Here is a 20,714-nt window from a genome sequence, read left to right as displayed (position 1 = left end):
GAAATGACAAGGATCGCACGGCTTCGGAGCGGGCTCGTCGGGCTGGCGATCGCCATGCTTTGTCCGCTCACCGCCCGAGCCCAGATGGCGCACCAGCACGGGTCGGAGGCGGCATGCGAGGGCACCGAGCTCCGATGCGCTACCAAGGTGACGCCATTCTTCGCTGAAGACGGCAAGCTCTGGCTCGTCTGGATGGCCGGAGGACGGGTGTCGGTGGCGAGCTCGACCGACGGCGGGAAAACGTATTCCGCCGCCGCGCCGGTCACCGAGCAGCAGCTCAATCTCGACTGGGGGCCCGATGCCCGGCCGAAGCTGGTGGTCGATCGCAAAGGCGTTATAGCAGTGGCGTTCTCGATCTTCCGCGACCAGGCGTTCAACGGGCAGGTGCTGTACTCCAGGTCGGAGGATGGCGGCAAGAGCTTCGCGGCGCCCCGTCCGATCACGTCGAACAACGAAAGCCAGCGCTTCGAGGCGCTGGCGCTGGACCAGGATGGCACCGTCTTCGTGGCGTGGCTCGACAAGCGCAACCGGGTGCCGGCCAAGGCCGCAGGGCGCTCGTACGAGGGTGCGGCATTGTACTTCTCCTCGTCGCGCGATGGCGGCGCCACCTATGCCGAAGCGACGCTGGCCCAGGACAACACCTGCGAATGTTGCCGGCTCGGCGTTGCCTTCGCGGGGCCGGGACGTCCGGTGGTGATGTTCCGCAACATCTTCGAAGGCAGCGTGCGCGACCACGCCGTGATCACGTTCAGCGACCTCGGCACCCCCGGCGAGGTCTACCGGGTCAGCACCGATGATTGGCAGATCAAGGCCTGCCCGCATCAGGGGCCGAGCCTGACCGTGGCGCCGACCGGCACCTATCATGTCGCCTGGTTCACCAGCGGCAAGGTTCGCAAGGGGCTGTTCTACGCGCATTCGCGCGACGGCGGCCGGACGTTCTCGGAACCGATGGCGATCGGCCAGGCCGACCGCAATCCGACGCGACCCTATATGCTCGCGACCCAGGACACCACGACGCTGGTGTGGAAGGAGTTCGATGGCGAGCGCACCACGGTGATGGTGATGCAATCCCGTGACGATGGCGAGACGTGGTCGAAGCCGCGCGCGCTTGCCAGCACGGACAATGCGTCGGATCATCCGCTCCTGGTCGCCCATGGTAGGCAGATCTTCCTGTCCTGGATGACCAAGTCGGACGGCTATCGGTTGCAGCCGATCGGAGATGAATCATGACACGCGCATTCGCCGCCCTTGCGATCTTTGGCCTCGTCGCCTTGACGGCGTCGAGCACCGCAGCTCCACCGTCGCTGAAGCCGTTCGAGCGCGGCACCTGGCGCGAGGTGCTGCGGGCCCATGCGGGTCGTCCGACACTGATCCATTTCTGGGGCGTCACCTGCGGCCCCTGCAAGATCGAGCTGCCGCAGCTCGGCAAGTTCATGTCCGATCATCCCGAGATCGACGTGGTCACCGTCAGCGCCGACCTGGTGCCGAATCTGGATGCCGCGACCCAGGCCATGCTGGACAAGGCCGGTCTCACCACGGCGGAGAACTTCATCTTCAACGACGGTTACGTCGAGCGCCTCCGGTTCGAGATCGATCCGTCCTGGCAGGGCGACATCCCGCGCACGATGCTCGTGACCCGCGAGGGCGTGGTCTCGACCATCGAAGGCAGCGCCGAGATCAGCGATCTCGACAAATGGTCGTCGGAGCAGGGGCGGGGGCACTAAGGCGTCTAGGGCGCGCGGGATCCTGCCCGGGCGCCCAGTGCGAGCCTCGTCATGGCGGCGTGCGCCGTTCATCCTCCACTTCAGCGGAACCGGTAAATTGATTGGGAATCCGGCGGCTTAGCCGCCTTTTTTCAAACCCAGCCTTGTGTTTTGCCGCCTGATCCGGTTTGACTGCGCCAGCCCGAACCGAATCTTGAAGGCCTCGCCCATGCGTCTGTCGCGGTTTTTCCTACCCATTCTGAAAGAAAATCCGAAGGAAGCCGAGATCGTCTCGCATCGTCTGATGCTGCGCGCGGGCATGCTGCGGCAGGAGGCGGCCGGCATCTATGCCTGGCTGCCGCTGGGCTTCAAGGTGCTGAAGAAGATCGAGCAGATCGTGCGCGAGGAGCAGAACCGCGCCGGTGCGCTGGAACTGCTGATGCCGACGCTGCAGCTCGCCGATCTCTGGCGCGAGAGCGGCCGCTACGACGCCTATGGGCCGGAGATGCTGCGCATCAGCGACCGCCACAAGCGTGAGTTGCTGTACGGGCCGACCAACGAGGAAATGATCACGGAAATCTTCCGTGCCTATGTGAAGTCCTACCGCAATTTGCCGCTCAATCTCTATCATATCCAATGGAAATTCCGCGACGAGCAGCGTCCGCGCTTCGGCGTGATGCGCGGCCGCGAGTTCCTGATGAAGGACGCCTATTCGTTCGATCTCGACGAGGCCGGCGCGCGGCGTGCCTACAACAAGATGTTCGTCGCCTACTTGCGCACCTTCGCGCGGATGGGCCTGAAGGGCATCCCGATGCGCGCCGAGACCGGTCCAATCGGCGGCGATCTCAGCCATGAATTCATCGTGCTCGCTGAGACCGGTGAATCCGGCGTCTACTGCGACCGTGACGTGCTCGACCTGCCGATCCCGCCGGCCTCCGTCGACTATGACGGCGACCTGACCCCGATCATCAAGCAATGGACCTCGCTCTATGCGGCGACCGAGGACGTCCATGACGCGGCCCGCTTCGAGGCCGAGGTGCCGGCCGAGCGGCGGGTCCATACCCGCGGCATCGAGGTCGGCCAGATCTTCTATTTCGGCACCAAATATTCCGAGCCGATGAAGGCCCTGGTCGCCGGCCCAGAGGGGGCGGAGGTCACCGTCCACGGTGGCTCCTATGGCGTCGGCGTGTCACGGCTGGCTGGTGCGATCATCGAGGCCTGTCACGACGAGGCCGGCATCAAATGGCCGGAGGAGGTCGCCCCGTTCCGCGCCGTCATCCTCAACCTGAAGCAGGGCGGCTCCGACACCGATGCCGCTTGCGAGCAGCTCTATCGCGATCTGCTCGCCAAGGGGGTCGACGTGCTCTACGACGACACCGAGCAGCGCGCCGGCGGCAAGTTCGCCACGGCGGACCTGATCGGCATCCCCTGGCAGATCATGGTCGGACCCAAGAGCCTTGCCGAAGGCAAGGTCGAGGTGAAGACGCGCAGCGACGGCGCCCGCCAGATGATGTCCCCAGCGGACGTCGTGGCACGGCTCGGCGGCGGGACATTGGCTGGCTGAGGCGCTCGTTCGATCATCGGATTATCCACCGGGGCTGCTCGCCCCTTCAGGCCAATCCGGCCACATTCGGCCCGAATCATGGGATGATCGCACAATGGATGACGCCATGACCGAACCGGTGCAGACCACCACTCCCTTCGCTCCCTTCGAGTGGATGCTGTCGGGGCGCTATCTGCGTGCGCGCCGCAGGGAGGGGTTCATCTCCGTGATCGCGGGGTTCTCCTTCCTCGGCATCATGCTGGGCGTCGCAACCCTGATCATCGTGATGGCGGTGATGAACGGCTTCCGCAAGGAGCTGCTCGACAAGATCCTCGGCCTGAACGGGCATCTGCTGGTGCAGCCGCTGGAGTCGCCGCTCACCGACTGGAAGGACGTCTCCGATCGGATCGCGCAGGTGCAGGGCATCCGCCTCGCCGCGCCGGTGGTCGACGGACAAGGTCTCGGCTCGTCGCCCTTCAATGCGTCCGGTGTGTTCATCCGCGGCATTCGCGCGCAGGACCTCACGAACCTGACGTCGATTGCCAAGAACATCAAGCAGGGCTCGCTGGAAGGTTTCGACGAAGGCCAGGGCGTCGCGATCGGCCGCCGGCTTGCCGACCAATTGTCGCTGCATGCCGGCGACAGCATCACTCTGGTCGCCCCGAAGGGCGCCGTGACGCCGATGGGCACCACGCCGCGCATCAAGCCCTACAAGATCGCGGCGGTGTTCGAGATCGGGATGTCCGAGTACGACGCCAGCTTCGTCTTCATGCCGCTGGCCGAAGCGCAGGCCTATTTCAACCGCAACAACGACGTCACCGCGATCGAGATATTCACCAGCAATCCCGACAAGGTGGAGGAGTTTCGCAAGACGGTGACGGAGGCGGCCGGCCGCCCGATTTTTCTCGTCGACTGGCGCCAGCGCAACTCGACCTTCTTCAATGCGCTGCAGGTCGAGCGCAACGTGATGTTCCTGATCCTGACCTTGATCGTGCTGGTCGCCGCGCTCAACATCGTTTCGGGACTGATCATGCTGGTCAAGGACAAGGGCCAGGACATCGCCGTGCTGCGCACCATGGGGGCTTCGCAGGGGGCGATCATGCGGATATTCCTGATCACCGGCGCTTCGATCGGGGTGGTCGGCACGCTCACCGGATTTGTCGTCGGCCTCCTGATCTCGATGAACATCGATTCGATCAGGAAGTTTCTGTCCTGGCTGACGAGCACCGATCTGTTTCCCAATGAGCTCTATTTCCTGTCGAAGCTGCCGGCTGAGATCGATGCCGGCGAGACTGCGGCCGTTCTGATCATGGCCTTGACCCTGTCTTTCCTGGCTACGCTGTATCCATCCTGGCGCGCGGCCCGATTAGACCCGGTCGAAGCGCTTCGCTACGAGTGAGGCGCTGATGGAAGAGCAGGGGGCAGAGGATGTGCCGGTCGTTTATCTCCACGAGATCAAGCGGCGGTACATGCAGGGCGAGCAGCAGCTGACCATTCTCGACGGGGCCAAGCTGGCGCTGTGGGCCGGGCAATCGGTGGCGCTGGTGGCGCCGTCGGGCTCAGGCAAGTCGACATTGCTGCACATCGCGGGCCTCCTGGAGAGCCCCGACGAGGGCGAGGTCTATGTCGGAGGCGTGCCAACGTCGCAGTTGACCGACATCGAGCGCACCCAGATGCGCAGGACCGACATCGGTTTCGTCTACCAGTCGCACCGGCTGCTGCCGGAGTTTACGGCGCTGGAGAACGTGATGCTGCCGCAGATGATCCGCGGCTTGAAACGGTCCGAGACGGTGAAGCGGGCGACCGAGATCCTGGCCTATCTCGGGCTCGGCGAGCGGATCAAGCACCGCCCGGCCGAACTCTCCGGCGGCGAGCAGCAACGCGTCGCGATCGCGCGTGCGGTCGCCAATGCGCCGCGTGCGCTGCTGGCGGACGAGCCGACCGGCAATCTCGATCCTGCCACCGCCGATCACGTCTTTCACGCGCTGATGCAGCTCGTGAAGGCCACGCGGGTCGCGATGCTGATCGCGACCCACAACATGGAGCTGGCCGGCCGCATGGACCGGCGCGTCTCCATCGTCGGCGGCAAGGTCGTCGAGCTGGATTGAGTCAGGTCGCAGTCAGGGCCTGATCACCGTCATCTGGAATGGCTCGCGATGAGCGGCGGCGTGGGCGACCGCGTCGTTGGCATGATCGAGGTCGAAACAGGTGGGCTCGAACTGCGCGAGCTCGAGCAGCCCGGCCCGGATCAGCGCGACCATCCTGACCGCAGCATCCGGCGGATACATCCAGACGCCGTGGATCGTGATGCAGTCGCGCATGATCCATGGATAGGGCAGCTCGAGCCCCGCTCCGCCCAGCATCCCGACGCCGCCCATCAGCACCACGCGCCCATAGGGACGCACGGTCATCACGGCTGATCGCACGACCCCGGCCGAGACCGACGGCGGCATGATGTCGAGCACGCAGTCGATCGGACGCGGCGACGCGCGCTTCATGCGTGCGGTGTCCTCGCTCTCGTCGCCGGAGAGTCTGACCGGGTGGACGCGGGGGCCGAACCGGCGCTTCAGCTCCGCCAGCATGGCCTCGTTGCGGCCGGGCGCCACGACCGCAGCGGCGCCCATGGCGAGCGCCACCGCAACCGCGGCGCTGCCGAACCTGCCGGTGGCGCCGCTGACCAGGACGGTCTCGCCCGCCTGCAGATGGGCGGCAAGAAAGCCGCCATAGGGCACGAGCAGGGTGCCGAGCGCGCACCACCGTGCCGCGTCGTCAGCGTCGATGGCCCCGATCGGCTTGGCGTTCTCCGTCGGCACGCGCATGCGCTCGGCAAACGAGCCGTGCCGGAAATGCTGTTGCAGCTTCAGCCCGCCCGGTCCGCGCGCGCTCAGGCCCTGCAGGGTGATGTCAGGGGCGAGTGCTGTGTCACGCGAGCGCACGGTTGGATCGCAGTACACCCAGTCGCCGATCGCGAGATGCGTCGCATCGGGGCCGAGGGCGCTGATCCGGCCGATGCCCCCGGTCCCCGGGATGACCGGCAGGTCCAGCAGGTACTTCCGCTCGCCGCTGAAAACCTCGTTGGCATAGGACAGCACGCCGGCCGCGGCGATGTCGACGATGACCTCGCCGGTGCCGAGCACGGGGTCCTCGACACGCTCGATCTCGAGCGGCGATCCAAATCGTTTGAGTACGGCGGCCTTCATGGTGCTTCTCCATTTCGCGATGGCGAGGCTGCAGCCTGCCGGTCTATGCTCCGCGCAGGAAGGCCTGGTATTATCCTGGGATTGGGCAAGCCCAGGCTGGCAAGCCGCCTCGAAAGCGAACCATGAGGGATCCAGCGCATGAGTGATCAGCGCCATGCCGAGCTCGGCAACTTCCTGCGCTCGCGGCGCGAGAAGCTGACGCCGCAGGCGGTCGGACTCGCGACCGGGCGGCGGCGACGCACCGCAGGGCTGCGGCGGGAGGAAGTGGCCGAGCTCGCTGGCATCGGCGTCGACTGGTACATCCGAATCGAGCAGGGCCGGGCGGTGAAGCCGTCCTCCTCGACCATCGATGCGCTGGCGCGCGCCCTGCGCCTGAGCCGAACCGAGCATGCTCACCTCAAGGCGCTGGTGCGCGATCCCACGCGCAAGCCGTTCGTGCGCGAGCAGGTGCCGGTCCGGCTGCGCGATCTCGTGCAGAGTCTGAACCAGCCGGCCTACATCTCCGGACGACGATGGGATGTGCTGGCCTGGAATGCCGCGGCGGACGAGATCTTCGGCTTCTCGCAACTCGCCGACGACGAGCGCAACACGCTGGTGCTGATGCTTTGCAAGCCCGGCGTGCGCCGGCTGTTCGGCGCGCAATGGAAGGAGCTGGCGCAACGCATGGTCGCGCAGTTTCGCGGGACCTATGATCTGTGGGCGGGCGATCCCGCCTTCGTCGATCTGATCGCGCGGCTGCGGCACGGCAGCCGCGAGTTCGACGGTCTGTGGGCGGCGCACGACATCAACCCGCTTGCTGCGGGCGAGAAGCTGCTCGAGCACCCGAAGAAGGGCCGCGTGAGGCTGCGATACGCGACGTTCCAGTCCAACGACGATCCCGCGCTGAAGCTGGCGATCTACTACACGTGATGACGCCGCCGCTGCGGACGAGCGCGCGCGTTCGGCATCGCCCGGCAGGCATCATACAATCGACTGCTTTGCGGATGATGATGCTACGCATTCGCAGGACCCATCGTGCTGCCCCGAAGAATCCACGACTGGGACGCCAGAAGGTTCGTTACGTGACCGGGAGTTTCCCGATCACGATTTTGCCGTCGCTCGTATTGTGGCCATGGATGGACGACGGCCACGACTCCTCCATACATCTTATTAGTTGTTTGTTCATGTTGCCGGCAAAGCCTTTGAAAACAGGCCTTTGCACCCAATCCCATAAAAGCCGGAAAGAATGGTTCTGATCTGCACATCGGTTTGATGTCGGCGGAGCGAATGCGGGTGGCATAGTCGCTTCGTCGCGCTGCATGTTTTTCGCAGGGAACCAGAGGGCCTGGGGACTTTGGGACAGAAGCTACGGAGTTCGATGATGAAGACGCTTTTCGGCGCAACGGTGGGGCTCGGCGCAATCGCGGCGGCGACGTCTGCATTCGCAGCTGATCTTCCAATGAAGAAGGGACCGTACACCAAGGCGCCGCCCGCCGTCGTGGCGACGGTGTATGACTGGAGCGGCTTCTATGTCGGCTTCAACGCCGGCGGCGGTTCCAGCCGGGATTGCTGGAATCTGGTTTCGAACGCCGGCGTGGCGGTGAATCCGGCCGCCAATCGCGAGGGTTGTTCCGGCGGTGGCGGCGCGGCGGTCGGCGGCCAGGTCGGCTACCGCTACCAGATGGCCAACTGGGTGTTCGGCGTCGAGGCGCAGGGGGATTGGGCCAACTTCAAGGGCACCAATCGCAACCTGATTCTTCCCAATGTCAGCGACCGGTCACGCACCAACGGCTTCGGCCTGTTCACCGGCCAGGTCGGCTATGCCTTCGACAACATTCTCGGCTATATCAAGGGCGGTGCCGCGGTCGTCGGCGATCGCTACGACACCTTCACCACGGGCACCAACGTGATGCTCGATCGGGCCAACACGACGCGTTGGGGCGGCACGGTCGGTGCCGGCATCGAATATGGCTTTGCGCCGAACTGGTCGGTCGGCGTCGAATACGATCACATTTTCCTGGGCAACAAGAACCTGAACTTCGTCGCCGCGGCCGGCGCGCCCGCGATGACTCATCGCATCAAGCAGGATATCGACATCGGGCTCGTGAAGCTGAACTACAAGTTCGGTCCGGGTTTCGGGATGATGCGCTGACGCAACGTCACCCTCGATTGCTCCGGTTCGTCGAAGCCGCGGCTTCGACGAACCTTGATGCTACGGCCTGAGACGGCAACGCGTCGCGTTGAAGGCGGGGACGGGTCAGTCCTCTTCGAACACGAACGGGTTGGGGAACGGCGCGTAGGGATTGGGCGCCGGCGGACGCGGCTTGATCCGCTGCCTGTGCGGATACGGATAGGGCGTCGCGCGCGGGTCATTGCTGACGCCGGCGAAATAGGGATTCGCGATGCAGTTCAGCAGGCGTCCCGACGCCGTCGCCTGGCATTGCGCGTAAGTGTCGAAGGTGCAGTGGCTCAAGCCCGGAAACTCATCACCCTGCAGGCAGAACGCATGTCTGACACCGACGGCGTGAGCCGGGGCATGGGTTGCGACCACGAGGCCGGCTGCAGCCAGGGCCGCGAATAACACCTCACGCATCAACGATCTCCCTTCATCCCTTCGATGACCAGAACGCGGGTGCATCATGGCGAAGCACTGGCGCGGCCCTGACGTGTGTAGTCGGTCGGCTCTCGATTGCAAGCTGGAAAGTTCCATCAACACACTGTGATTACAGATTAATTTCCCGACATGTCTCACGGCCTTTCAGCAGCGAGCTGTGACCGAGCGGCTACAGCAATTGTGGCGCAGATCGTTAAGAGGTGCGGCTGGCCTGGGGGCCAAATGAGACGAGACTGGACCTGTGATGAAGAAACTTCTGTTGACGACGACGGCGCTCGTGGTGCTGGCCTCGCCGGCGCTTGCTGCGGATCTCGCCGCGCGTCCCTACACGAAGGCACCGCCGCCGGTGATGGCTGCGATCTATGACTGGAGCGGCTTCTACATCGGCGTGAACGGTGGCGGCGGCTGGAGCGAGAATACCTGGGATCTGGTCGGCGGCGGCCGCGAAGGCTCGCATGATGCATCCGGCGGCACCGTCGGTGGCCAGGTCGGCTATCGCTGGCAGATGGGCCAGATCGTGTTCGGCGTCGAGGCGCAGGGCAACTGGGCCGACCTCACCGGCGACAATCAGAGCGCGCTGTTCGGAACGCGTAACCGCACCAAGACCGATGCGTTCGGCCTGTTCACCGGCCAGGTCGGCTACGCCATCAACAACGTGCTGCTCTACGCCAAGGGCGGTGCTGCCGTGACCAGCAACAAGTACACGATCACCAATGCGGCGACCGGCGCGTTCCTCGCCTCAAACGACGACACGCGCTGGGGCGGCGTGGTCGGTGCCGGCGTCGAATACGGCTTTGCGCCGAACTGGTCGCTGGGCGTCGAGTACGATCATCTGTTCATGGACCGTCAGACCGTCAGCTTCGGCGCGCTCGGCTCCGACAGCATCAAGCAGGACGTCGATCTGTTCACCGCCCGCCTGAACTACCGTTTCGGTGGCCCGGTCGCGACGCGCTACTGAGTCGCTTCCGCCCGATCGGCGGATTGGAGAGCCCCGGCGTTCGCGCCGGGGCTTTTGTTTGAGGGCCGGATTAACCATTTGCGGCGCCGGCGCCGCGACGGGCCGATCAGCGCGCTTGACCTGAGAACAGAAAAGGAACATTGTTCTTCATATGTTCTGACTCAGGGAGGTCCCGATGCTGAAGGTTTTCGTTCAAGAAGCCGCCGCGCTGGCGTCGATCACGCTGTTCGTCGGCATGATCGCGCTCTGGGCGCAAATCATTCCACAGCTTTAGTTTTCCGAGCGCGTTGGCTGGGGACAAGGCAGGCGAGGGCGCCGGACTTACCGATGGGCCTCCGATATGATGCGGGGGCGAGTCGGTCGGAGGATAGGGCATGGCGCGGGGGGCAGGATCCCGAGCGAGCCCCGAAGCCGGCCCGATCCCGTGATCTCGGAAAAGCCCAGGTATCAGCAAGGCGAGCATGTCCAGCGCCGGATTCGTCCATCTCCACGTTCACTCCGCCTATTCGCTGCTGAAGGGCTCGATCAAGATCGCCAAGCTCGGCGAGCTCGCCAAGGGCGATCGCCAGCCGGCGCTGGCGCTGACCGACACCGACAACATGTTCGGTGCGCTCGAATTCTCCGACAAGATGGCGAGCTACGGCATCCAGCCGATCGCCGGCTGCGAGCTCGCCATCGATTTCGGCGACATGGACCCTAACGCCCGCAATGCCGGCGCGGCCGCGCAGCCCTCGCGAATCGTCCTGCTCGCCGCACGCGAGGAGGGCTACCGCCACCTGATGCGGCTGAACTCGCGCGCCTTCCTGGACACGCCGACGCACCAGGCCCCGCACATCAAGTTCGAGTGGCTGAACGAGGGCGTCGATGGTCTGATTGCGCTCACCGGCGGGCCCGATGGGCCGATCTCGCTCGCGATCCAGCACGACATGGCGGCACTTGCGACGCAGCGCTGCGAGCGGCTGGCGAGCCTGTTCGGCGACCACCTCTACATCGAGCTGCAGCGCCACGGCGTCGACCGCGAGCGCCGCGTCGAGGGCGGCCTGATCGACATCGCCTATGGCAAGGGCCTGCCGCTGGTGGCGACCAACGAGCCGTATTTCGCGACCGCCGACGACTACGAGGCGCATGATGCGCTGCTGTGCATCGCCGGCGGCCACCTGATCGCCGACACCGAGCGCGTGCAGTTGACGCCCGACCACCGTTTCAAGACCCGCGCCGAGATGGCGGTGCTGTTCGCCGACCTGCCGGAGGCGCTGGCCTCGACGGTCGAGATCGCCGAGCGCTGCTCGTACCGGCCGCGCACGCGCAAGCCGATCCTGCCGTTCTTTACGGTCGGCGCCGGCAGCGGCGATGCCGTGGACGCCGCCAGCGCCGAGGCCGCCGAGCTGAAGCGGCAGGCGGAGGAGGGCCTGGAGCGGCGCCTCAAGGTGCACGGCATGGCGCCGGGCATGACTGAGGAGGACTACCAGAAGCGGCTCGCCTTCGAGCTCGACGTCATCATGCGCATGAAGTACGCGGGCTACTTCCTGATCGTGTCGGACTTCATCAAATGGGCCAAGGCGCACGGCATCCCGGTCGGACCGGGGCGCGGCTCCGGCGCCGGCTCGCTGGTTGCCTGGGTGCTGACCATCACCGACCTCGACCCGATGCGCTTCGCGCTGCTGTTCGAGCGCTTCCTCAATCCCGAGCGCGTGTCGATGCCGGACTTCGACATCGACTTCTGCCAGGACCGCCGCGGCGAGGTGATCTCCTACGTCCAGCAGCGCTACGGCCGCGACCAGGTGGCGCAGATCATCACCTTCGGTACCTTGCAGGCGCGCGGCGTGCTGCGCGACGTCGGCCGCGTGCTGCAGATGCCCTATGGCCAGGTCGACAAGCTCACCAAGCTGGTGCCGCAGAACCCGGCTGCTCCCGTCACGCTCGCCGCCGCGATCGAGGGCGAGCCGAAGCTGCAGGCGTTCCGCGACGAGGATCCGGTGGTGGCGCGCGCCTTCGACATCGCGATGCGCCTCGAAGGCCTGACGCGCCACGCCTCGACCCACGCCGCGGGCATCGTGATCGGCGACCGGCCGCTGAGCGAGCTGGTGCCGATGTATCGCGATCCGAAATCGGACATGCCGGTCACCCAGTTCAACATGAAATGGGTGGAGCCGGCCGGCCTCGTCAAGTTCGACTTCCTCGGCCTGAAGACGCTGACCGTGCTCGACGTCGCCGTGAAGCTGCTGAAGCAGCGCGACATCCACGTCGATCTCGCGACCTTGCCGATCGACGATGCGCCGAGCTACCAGATGCTCGCCCGCGGCGACGTGGTCGGCGTGTTCCAGGTTGAAAGTCAGGGCATGCGGCGGGCGCTGATCGACATGCGCCCCGACCGGTTCGAGGACATCATCGCGCTGGTCGCGCTGTATCGCCCGGGCCCGATGGCCAACATCCCGACCTACTGCGCCCGCAAGCACGGCGAGGAGGAGCCGGAATATCTACACCCGATTCTGGAGCCGATCCTGAAGGAGACCTTCGGCGTCATCATCTACCAGGAGCAGGTGATGCAGGTCGCGCAGCAGATGTCCGGCTACTCGCTCGGCGAAGCCGATCTCCTGCGGCGCGCCATGGGCAAGAAGATCCGCGCCGAGATGGACAAGCAGCGCGTCCGCTTCGTCGAAGGTGCCGTCAAGAACGGCGTGCCGAAGGACCAGGCCGACACGATCTTCGACCTCTTGGCCAAATTCGCCGACTACGGCTTCAACAAGTCGCACGCGGCCGCCTACGCGCTGGTGTCCTACCACACCGCCTACATGAAGGCGCATTATCCGGTGGAGTTCATCGCGGCGTCGATGACGCTCGATCTCAACAACACCGACAAGCTGTCGGAATTCCGCTCGGAGGCGCAGCGCCTGGGCATCAAGGTCGAGCCGCCGTCGATCAATCGCTCGGGGCCGACCTTCGAGGTCAGCGGCAACACCATCTTCTATGCGCTCGCGGCATTGAAAGGCGTCGGGCCGCAGGCGATCGAGATGATCGTCGAGGCCCGCAACAAGGGCGGCCCGTTCACCTCGCTCGCCGACTTCGCCTCTCGCGTTAATCCGCGCGCGATCAACAAGCGCATCATCGAGACGTTGGCGGCGGCCGGCGCGTTCGATGGGCTCGACAAGAACCGCGCCCGCGTGTTCGCCGGCGCCGATGCCATCGTCGCCGCCTGCCAGCGTGCCAACGAGGCCGCCACCTCCGGCCAGAACGACATGTTCGGCAACGCCGCCGACGCGCCCGCGATCATCCTGCCGAACATCGAGAACTGGCTGCCGGCCGAGCGCCTGCGGCGCGAATACGACGCGATCGGCTTCTTCCTGTCGGGCCATCCGCTCGACGACTACGCGGCGGCGCTGAAGCGCCTGCGCGTGCAGAGCTGGGCCGAGTTCTCGCGCGCGGTGAAGACCGGCGCGACCGCGGGCAAGGTTGCCGCCACCGTGGTGTCGCGCATGGAGCGGCGCACCAAGACCGGCAACAAGATGGGCATCATGGGTCTGTCGGATCCGACCGGCCATTTCGAGGCCGTGCTGTTCTCCGAGGGCCTCGCACAATATCGCGACGTGCTCGAGCCGGGCGCGGCGGTGCTGCTGCAGCTCGGCGCCGAGCTGCAGGGCGAGGATGTCCGCGCGCGCGTGCTGCATGCCGAGCCGCTCGATGATGCCGCCGCCAAGACGCAGCGGGGATTGCGCATCTTCCTGCGCGACACCAAGCCGCTCGACTCCATCGTCAAGCGCCTGCAGGGGCCGGAAGGCACCGCGGTCAATGGCAATGGAGCGATCGCCAAGGGTGCGGCGCCCCCCTTGGCGCCCCGCACGGCAGCAGGCGAGGGCGAGGTATCGCTGGTGATGATGCTGGACCTCGAAACCGAGGTCGAGATGAAGCTGCCGGGGCGCTTCAAGGTTTCGCCACAAATCGCAGGTGCCATCAAGGCGGTGACCGGCGTGGTCGACGTGCAGCAGCTCTAAAGGCGATCGTTCCGCTGGAGCGGCTGCGTCCGGCGATCTTGCCGGTCGAACGGGGACGAGGAACAAAAAAGCTGCGCGTGGGCTGTACGGACATGCCTCCGTTCAACCGCGGTTCAGCCATTCTCCCGCTGAATCCGCGGCGGGTGCCTCGAAGGGGCTTGAACCATGCGCTTGGCCAAGATCACCGCGAAGATCGTCCTGAGTGTCTCGCTCTGCCTGCTCGCCTTGGCGGCCTTGCCGCGGCCTGCCGCAGCGCAGCAGCCCGGCGCCGAAAAGCGTATCGCCTTGGTGATCGGCAACGGGGCCTATGCCAAGGGACCGCTGGCGTCTGCGGCCAACGACGCCGGCCTGATCGCGCAGACGCTGCAGGCCGCGGGCTTCGACGTGGTCGGCGCGCGCGATCTCGATGCCGACACGCTGCGCAAGAGCTTTCGTGATTTCATTCACAAGGCCCAGTCAGCCGACAACAACACCGTCGCGATGGTCTATCTCGCCGGCTACGGCATGCAGCTCGCCGGCGAGAACTATTTTCTGCCCGTCGACGCCAACATCGGCAGTGACGTCGACATTCCGACCGAGGGCCTGCGCCTCAGCGACTACATCCGCCAGCTTGCGGCGACGCCGGTGAAGGCCAGCGTCGTGGTGCTCGATGCCGCCCGCCAGCAGCCCTTCATCACCGGCGGTCCGGCGATCGCCGGCGGCCTGGCTTTGGTCGAGCCCGATGCCAACATGCTGATCGCCTTCAATGCGGCGCCGGGCACGATCGCGCCGAACGAGACCGGCGCCTACGGCGTCTACGCGCGCTCGCTCGCGGAGATGATCCGCACCGGCGGGCTGTCGCTGCCGGAGGTGTTCGACCGGCTGCGGCTGCGCGTCAACGAGGAGACCAAGGGCGCGCAGGTGCCATGGGATGCGCAGAAGATCCAGGCCGCCTTCACCTTCTTCGAGCGGGCGCCGGACGCGCCCGCCACGTCGGATTCGCCGGAGCAGAGTGCGGCGCTGCGCTCGCGCCCGATCCGCGAGCTGCCGGTGCAGGAGGCCTATGCCGCGGCGCTCGAGCGCGACACGCTGCAGGGCTATGAGGATTTCATCGCCGCCTATCCGAACGACCCGCTTGCGAGGCGCGTGCGCGCCCTCGTCGCCGCTCGCCGCGAGGCGCTGACCTGGCGGCGGACGTTTCGCACCGACAGCCCGGAGGCCTATTGGTCCTACCTGAAGCGCTATCCCTATGGCGCGCATGCCGAGGACGCCCGGCGGCGGCTGGCGATGTTGTCCGCGCCGCCCGCGCCGCCGCCGACCTTCGCGATGATCGACTATGACGTGCCGCCGCCGCCGCTCGACGAGGTGATCTATGTCGAGCGCCCGGTGCTGATGTTCTCGGATCCCGAATTCGATTTCGTGCCGCCGCCCCCGCCGCCGGTCTACATCCTGCCGCCGCCTCCGCCGGATTTCGTGGAGCTGCCGCCGCCATTCGCCCCGGTGGGCCTGTTCATCCTGCCGCGGCCGGTGTTCGTGCCGATCCCGGTCTATGTCCGGCCGCCGGCCTTCGTTGCGCCGCCGCCGAACAACATCATCTACCAGAACATCCACAACACGACCGTCATCAACACCGTGATCAATCGTCCGGCGCCGCCGGCCGGACCGATCACTGCAGGCCCCGCGGCGGTGCCGACGCCGGCCGTGGCGGTGGCACCGGCCCTGCCGCCGGCTGTCGTGCAGCGCGCCACGCTGATCCAGCAGGGCAAGGTCCCGCCGCCGGGAGGACCGCTCGCCAATCCCGCACTCCGGCCCGGTGCGGCACCGGCCATTCAGGCCAACGCTCCGCCGGGTGGACCCTCGCCCGCCATGACAGGACCAGGGCAGGGGCATGCCAACGTCAATCCGCTGCCGGTGCCCGGTCGCGGTGGTCCGCCGGTGCCACCATCGGTTCAGACTCCTGGTCTGCGCCAGCCGGCACCGGCATCGCCCTCTGGCGCGCTGCCACCGCCCGCGCGCCAGGATCTGCGCGCGAACCGCACGCCGCCGGGCGCCGTCATGCCGCAGCCGGCAAGGCCATCGGCGACGCCGTCCCGTCCGGTCATGCCGTCAGCCGCTCCGCGCGGGCCTGAGGTGAGCCCGCGCATTCAGCAGGCGACGCCACCGCAGATCCAGCGCCGCCCGCCGCCACCACCGGCGACGGCGCGTCTGAGTCCGCCGCCGGCGCCGCCACGACCGCCGGTTGCACCGATGGTTCGGGCGGCTCCGCCACCTCGGCCGGCGCCACCGCCGCCGCAAGTCATGCGTCCGTCCGCTCCGCCACCGATGGCGCGCCCTGCGCCTCCGCCGCAGATGGCGCGTCCCAGTCCGCCGCCGATGGCCGCCGTGGCCCGGCCGGCGCCGCCACCGCCGCCGATGGCACGGCCCGCGGCGCCGCCGCCACGTCCGGCGGCCCCGCCGCCGCCGGGCAAGAGATGTCCGCCGAACGTTCCGCATTGCTGAGCCGCCGCGCGTTGGCCTGACGCCGGCGCGGTTGCAACATCGGCCTGTTTTCGATATGGGCGGACCGCCGGACTGATCGATCGTGGGCGCAAGACGTCGACGGCCGACGACGTGTTGCGGGGGCTTCAGTGAAATCAGCGTTTGTCGGGACCTTGCGCACGCTGTCTTGGCGAAGCTCAATTTGGCGAAGCTCAATCATGGCCGCCCTTTGCAGCGTCGGTATCGCCGGCATGCCTTCGCCAAGCGATGCGCAGGGGCTGCCGGGCGCCGAAGCCGTCTATGCCTCGGCGCCGCCGCGCCTGCTCCAGATCCGCACGCTCGTGGCCGATGCCGGCCGCCAGACCTCGACAGGATCCGGCTTTCTGGTCTCGGCCGACGGGCTCGCGGTCACGAACTATCACGTCGTCTCGGATGCAGCGCTCGAGCCGAAGACGTACCGGCTCGAATATACCGGAGCGGATGGCACGCAGGGCGGCGTCACGTTGCTTGCCGTCGACCTGCCCAACGATCTCGCGCTCGTTCGCGTCGACAAGCAGAACGCGCCGTTCTTCTCGTTCGACAAGGCCGCGCTCGACGGCAGCCTGCCGAAAGGCGAGCGGTTGTATTCGCTCGGCAACCCGCTCGACCTCGGCTTCACCATCATCGAGGGCACCTATAACGGCCTCGTCGAGCACAGCTACAACGATCACATCCATTTCACCGGCGCGCTCAATCCCGGCATGAGCGGCGGCCCGGCGGTCAATGCGCAGGGCCAGGTGGTGGGCATCAACGTCGCGACGCGCCGCGGCGGCCAGCTCATCAGCTTCCTGGTGCCCGCACGCTTCGCGGCCGCGCTCCTGGCGCGCGGCCAGGATGCCAGGCCGGCGGCGGCCGATCTGCGCAAGGACGTGATCGCGCAGCTTACGAGCTGGCGGGGAGCGCTCTACAAGTCGCTGGGCGAGGAGGGCTTCCGCGACCGCGTGTTCGGGTCCTATCAGGCGCCGGAGACGCGCGCGGGGTGGTTCGAATGCTGGGCGAGCACCAATGCCAGCGCGTCGCCGAAGCCGCGCGCCAGCATCAATTCGACCAGTTGCAAGGCCGAGGCCAGCGTCTATGTCGCCTCCGACCTCAACACCGGCGTGGTCGAGGTCAGCCACTCCTACGCGAAATCGATCGACCTCAATCAATTCCAGTTCGCGACCGTGCTGACGCAGCTGGCGCAGCCACGACTCACCCAGGGCGGCTCGTTCCGCAAATGGTACACGCCGCAGCATTGCCATGCCGATTTCGTCGGCGTGACGCCGGCGGCCGCTCATCCGCCGCTGCGCGTGCTGTGGTGCGCGCAGGGCTATCGCGAGTTCGACGGCCTCTATGACGTCGTTCTGGTCGCGGTGACGCAGGATCATGCCGACGAGGCGCTGGTGTCGCGGCTGAATCTGCAGGCGATCGCTTATGACGACGCCTTGCGCCTCGGCAAGAGCTTCCTCGAACGCCTGCAGGTCGCACGATGATCTGGATCGAGATCCTCTCCAAGCATCGCGACGTCGCCGGCCGCTTCCGTGTCGATGCCGCCGAGATCAGCATCGGCCGCGGCTACGACAATCACGTCATTCTCGACGATCCCTATGTCGCCGCGCGCCATGTGCGAATTTTCCGCGACGGCGAGGGGCGCCTGGTCGCCGAGGATCTCGGCAGCGCCAACGGCCTCTTTCTCGATCGCGGCAAGAGCCGGAAGCCGCAGCTCGTTCTCGACGGCACCAAGCCGATCCGGATCGGCCAGACGCTGCTTCGGATCCGCGACGCCGGCCATGCCGTCGAGCCGGAGCGGCTCGCGGGCTCCGAACGCGGGGCGCTGCCGATCATCGCCGCGATCGCCCTCGGCGTCGTCCTGCTCGCAATCAACGCCGTGATGACCTGGTTTGCGCAGACCTCCGAGGCGCATCTGTCCGATTATCTCGTGCCGACCGTCACGATGATCGGGGTGGTCGTCGCATGGGTTGGCGTCTGGGCGCTGCTGGCGCGGTTGTTTTCCGGCCGCTCGCATTTTCTGCGCCACCTCCTGATCGCGCAGGCGGGTCTGATCGCGTTCTGGGTCTACAGCGAGTTCGCCCAGATTGCCTCGTTCGCCCTGACCTGGACCGCTGTCTTCACCTACGGCTACCTCGTCTCGTGGATCGTTCTCGCCGCGACCTGCTTGCTGCATCTGCGTGAGGTCGGACGCAGCCATATGCTCGCCAAGGGCGTGGTGGTCGGCCTTCTGCTGGTGGTCGCGATCGCGATCCAGACCGTGCAGCGGTCGGAGGCGCTGGCGAATTCCGGCCGTCCCAATGTGAGCCACGTGCTGATGCCGCCGTCCCTGCGCCTGGTTCCGGTGCAGGACGAGGGAACCTTCTTCGAAGACGCCGCGCGGCTGAGGACGAAGCTCGATGCCGACCGTGCCGCGCTGGCGCCGGCCGGTGTGGAGCGCTGACCACAGTTCCATTGTCTTTGCTCCCCGAGATTGAAAGTTCCCTGGTTCCCGTCATAGCCTTGAAGCCCGGGTTTCTACGGGGAGGGGGCGATGAACAGGCGAGCGCTGCTGGGACTGGGAGCGGCATTTCTGGTATCAGGATGCCTGACAGGCAAGGAAGGCACCGAATACGCCGTGGTGTCACAGAAGATCGGGGCGCCGCGTCCCGGGCAGTCCCGCATCATCATCATGAGCTTGAAGGATGCCTGGCTGGACAGGACCACGTGCGACGCCAAGGTCGACGGCGTCGCGCTGAGCCGCCTGATCCCCGGGACCTATGTCTACATCGACCGGCCGGCCGGTCCGCACCACCTCGTCGCCACCCAGACCCTGTTCCCGGGCGACTCGGTGCTCGATTTCAATACCGAACCGGGGCGGACCTATTTCTTCTCGATCAGGCCCAGCGACCGGTCCAGGGCGATGCAGGGCGGCGGCATGGCGTTCGGTCTGCTCGGCATGGGCGTGATGGCCGCGGCCTCGTCCGGCGCCGACAACAAGGGCCCGGTCGACTTCGTTCCGCTCCAGGAGGGCCAGGCCCGGATGGTGATGGCCGAGCTTCTGCAGGCGGAATGAGCCCATTTTCCTTGCGTTGCGCCAAAATCCGGCTATATAGCGCGCCATCTCACACGGAAACTTGGCTCTCTTAGAGGGCGTCCGGTGGCAAGCCGGGCCTTGACGGCCCGTTTTTGCTCACGCGTTTCCGGAGGAATCAACCGGAGAATATCCAATGGCGCTGCCTGAATTCACGATGCGCCAGCTGCTCGAAGCTGGCGTTCACTTTGGTCACCAGTCTCACCGCTGGAATCCGAAAATGGCCGATTTCATTTTCGGAGCCCGCAACAACATCCACATCATCGACCTCGCCCAGACCGTGCCGATGCTGCACACGGCGCTGCAGGCCGTCAGCGACACCGTCGCCAAGGGCGGCCGCATCCTGTTCGTCGGCACCAAGCGTCAGGCACAGGACAACGTGGCCGACGCAGCCAAGCGCTGCGCCCAGTACTTCGTCAATTCGCGCTGGCTCGGCGGCACGCTGACCAACTGGAAGACGATCTCGGCCTCGATCAAGCGCCTGCGCCATCTCGACGAGGTGCTGTCCTCGGGCGAAGCCAACTCCTACACCAAGAAGGAGCGCCTGACCCTGCAGCGCGAGCGCGACAAGCTCGACCGCTCGCTCGGCGGCATCAAGGACATGGGCGGTCTGCCCGACATGATCTTCGTGATCGACACCAACAAGGAAGACATCGCGATCCAGGAGGCCCAGCGCCTCAAGATCCCGGTGGCCGCGATCGTCGACACCAATTGCGACCCGAAGGGCATCACCTATGTTGTGCCCGGCAATGACGACGCCGGCCGCGCCATTTCGCTGTACTGCGACCTGATCGCGCGCGCCGCCATTGACGGCATCTCGCGCGCGCAGGGCGAGCTCGGGATCGATGTCGGCGCCTCGGCGGCTCCGCTCGAGGAGGATCTTCCGGCTGCGTCCGCTTCGACGTTCCAGGGGTTGCCTGGTCCGCGCGGCACGGCCGACGACCTCAAGAAGCTCACCGGCGTGTCCGGTGCGATCGAGAAGAAGCTCAACGACCTCGGCATCTTCCACTACTGGCAGCTCGCCGAGCTCAACCACGACACCGCGCACCAGATCGGCGAAGAGGTCGGTCTCCCGAGCCGGGCCGATGCCTGGGTCGCGCAGGCCAAGTCGCTCGCCGACGCGTAAGACGACACAACACCATTCTGGCCGGCGTCGCACGCCGGCCATCGC

General features: G+C 66.3%; 16 protein-coding genes. 14 read left to right on the top strand and 2 right to left on the bottom strand.

Features of this window, described 5'->3' with window-relative positions:
- The first annotated feature begins 3 nt into the window (after positions 1 to 3).
- The 5 genes from ACQR2C_RS26000 (at position 4) to ACQR2C_RS25980 (ending at position 5,354) form a co-directional block, all read left to right on the top strand.
- Positions 4 to 1,230, top strand: a complete 1,227-nt coding sequence (locus ACQR2C_RS26000) for a sialidase family protein (RefSeq protein WP_315799716.1) — start codon at positions 4 to 6, stop codon at positions 1,228 to 1,230.
- Positions 1,227 to 1,724 carry a TlpA family protein disulfide reductase gene (locus ACQR2C_RS25995; RefSeq protein WP_315799717.1) on the top strand — a complete coding sequence of 166 codons (498 nt, stop codon included), beginning with the start codon at positions 1,227 to 1,229 and terminating at the stop codon, positions 1,722 to 1,724. The genes ACQR2C_RS26000 and ACQR2C_RS25995 overlap by 4 nt, the downstream gene beginning before the upstream one ends.
- 208 nt (positions 1,725 to 1,932) lie before the next feature.
- Positions 1,933 to 3,267, top strand: a complete 1,335-nt coding sequence (gene proS / locus ACQR2C_RS25990; RefSeq protein WP_316237395.1) for a proline--tRNA ligase — start codon at positions 1,933 to 1,935, stop codon at positions 3,265 to 3,267.
- 94 nt (positions 3,268 to 3,361) lie between these two features.
- A complete protein-coding gene (locus tag ACQR2C_RS25985; protein WP_316181325.1) occupies positions 3,362 to 4,645 on the top strand; it encodes a lipoprotein-releasing ABC transporter permease subunit in 1,284 nt (427 codons plus the stop codon).
- A gap of 7 nt (positions 4,646 to 4,652) precedes the next feature.
- Positions 4,653 to 5,354 (top strand): ABC transporter ATP-binding protein, encoded by a 702-nt coding sequence (locus ACQR2C_RS25980; RefSeq protein WP_316181324.1) that lies wholly within the window; start codon positions 4,653 to 4,655, stop codon positions 5,352 to 5,354.
- A 12-nt stretch (positions 5,355 to 5,366) separates the two neighbouring features.
- Here ACQR2C_RS25980 and ACQR2C_RS25975 read toward each other — a convergent pair whose 3' ends face one another.
- Positions 5,367 to 6,446, bottom strand: coding sequence for an alcohol dehydrogenase catalytic domain-containing protein (locus ACQR2C_RS25975; RefSeq protein ID WP_434882422.1), 1,080 nt, complete (start codon positions 6,444 to 6,446; stop codon positions 5,367 to 5,369).
- Positions 6,447 to 6,584: 138 nt separating this feature from the next.
- On the opposite strand from ACQR2C_RS25975, the gene ACQR2C_RS25970 reads away from it, so the two are divergent.
- Together ACQR2C_RS25970 and ACQR2C_RS25965 are read left to right on the top strand one after the other, a co-directional pair.
- Positions 6,585 to 7,355 carry a helix-turn-helix transcriptional regulator gene (locus tag ACQR2C_RS25970; RefSeq protein WP_315799721.1) on the top strand — a complete coding sequence of 257 codons (771 nt, stop codon included), beginning with the start codon at positions 6,585 to 6,587 and terminating at the stop codon, positions 7,353 to 7,355.
- A gap of 448 nt (positions 7,356 to 7,803) precedes the next feature.
- Positions 7,804 to 8,577: an outer membrane protein gene (locus tag ACQR2C_RS25965; protein WP_315799722.1), complete on the top strand. Its 774-nt coding sequence runs from the start codon at positions 7,804 to 7,806 to the stop codon at positions 8,575 to 8,577.
- A 105-nt stretch (positions 8,578 to 8,682) separates the two neighbouring features.
- Here ACQR2C_RS25965 and ACQR2C_RS25960 read toward each other — a convergent pair whose 3' ends face one another.
- On the bottom strand, positions 8,683 to 9,018 hold the full coding sequence (locus tag ACQR2C_RS25960; RefSeq protein WP_315738242.1) for a DUF3551 domain-containing protein: 336 nt from the start codon (positions 9,016 to 9,018) through the stop codon (positions 8,683 to 8,685).
- 265 nt (positions 9,019 to 9,283) lie between these two features.
- Between ACQR2C_RS25960 and ACQR2C_RS25955 the strand changes: the two genes are divergently transcribed.
- From ACQR2C_RS25955 to ACQR2C_RS25925, 7 genes are all read left to right on the top strand, one after another.
- Complete coding sequence (locus ACQR2C_RS25955) at positions 9,284 to 9,997, top strand: outer membrane protein (protein ID WP_315711588.1); 714 nt, start codon at positions 9,284 to 9,286, stop codon at positions 9,995 to 9,997.
- Positions 9,998 to 10,458: 461 nt separating this feature from the next.
- Positions 10,459 to 13,986 carry a DNA polymerase III subunit alpha gene (gene dnaE / locus ACQR2C_RS25950; protein WP_434882421.1) on the top strand — a complete coding sequence of 1,176 codons (3,528 nt, stop codon included), beginning with the start codon at positions 10,459 to 10,461 and terminating at the stop codon, positions 13,984 to 13,986.
- 165 nt (positions 13,987 to 14,151) lie between these two features.
- Positions 14,152 to 16,464, top strand: a complete 2,313-nt coding sequence (locus ACQR2C_RS25945; RefSeq protein WP_434882420.1) for a caspase family protein — start codon at positions 14,152 to 14,154, stop codon at positions 16,462 to 16,464.
- Between the two features lie 197 nt (positions 16,465 to 16,661).
- On the top strand, positions 16,662 to 17,954 hold the full coding sequence (locus tag ACQR2C_RS25940) for a S1C family serine protease (RefSeq protein WP_434882419.1): 1,293 nt from the start codon (positions 16,662 to 16,664) through the stop codon (positions 17,952 to 17,954).
- Positions 17,951 to 18,913 carry an FHA domain-containing protein gene (locus tag ACQR2C_RS25935; protein ID WP_434882418.1) on the top strand — a complete coding sequence of 321 codons (963 nt, stop codon included), beginning with the start codon at positions 17,951 to 17,953 and terminating at the stop codon, positions 18,911 to 18,913. Before ACQR2C_RS25940 ends, ACQR2C_RS25935 begins: the two co-directional genes overlap by 4 nt.
- A 90-nt stretch (positions 18,914 to 19,003) precedes the next feature.
- Positions 19,004 to 19,525 (top strand): hypothetical protein, encoded by a 522-nt coding sequence (locus tag ACQR2C_RS25930; protein ID WP_434846892.1) that lies wholly within the window; start codon positions 19,004 to 19,006, stop codon positions 19,523 to 19,525.
- Positions 19,526 to 19,679: 154 nt separating this feature from the next.
- The gene (locus tag ACQR2C_RS25925; RefSeq protein WP_315799728.1) at positions 19,680 to 20,669 is read left to right on the top strand and encodes a 30S ribosomal protein S2; all 990 of its coding nucleotides are present in this window, start codon (positions 19,680 to 19,682) and stop codon (positions 20,667 to 20,669) included.
- Positions 20,670 to 20,714 lie beyond the last annotated feature (45 nt).

This window comes from Bradyrhizobium sp. HKCCYLRH3061, from assembly GCF_051168015.1.
In the GTDB taxonomy this organism is placed as follows: domain Bacteria; phylum Pseudomonadota; class Alphaproteobacteria; order Rhizobiales; family Xanthobacteraceae; genus Bradyrhizobium.
The sequence above is the reverse complement of the archived record's forward strand: the minus strand, read 5'-3'. Positions and strand labels throughout refer to the sequence as shown.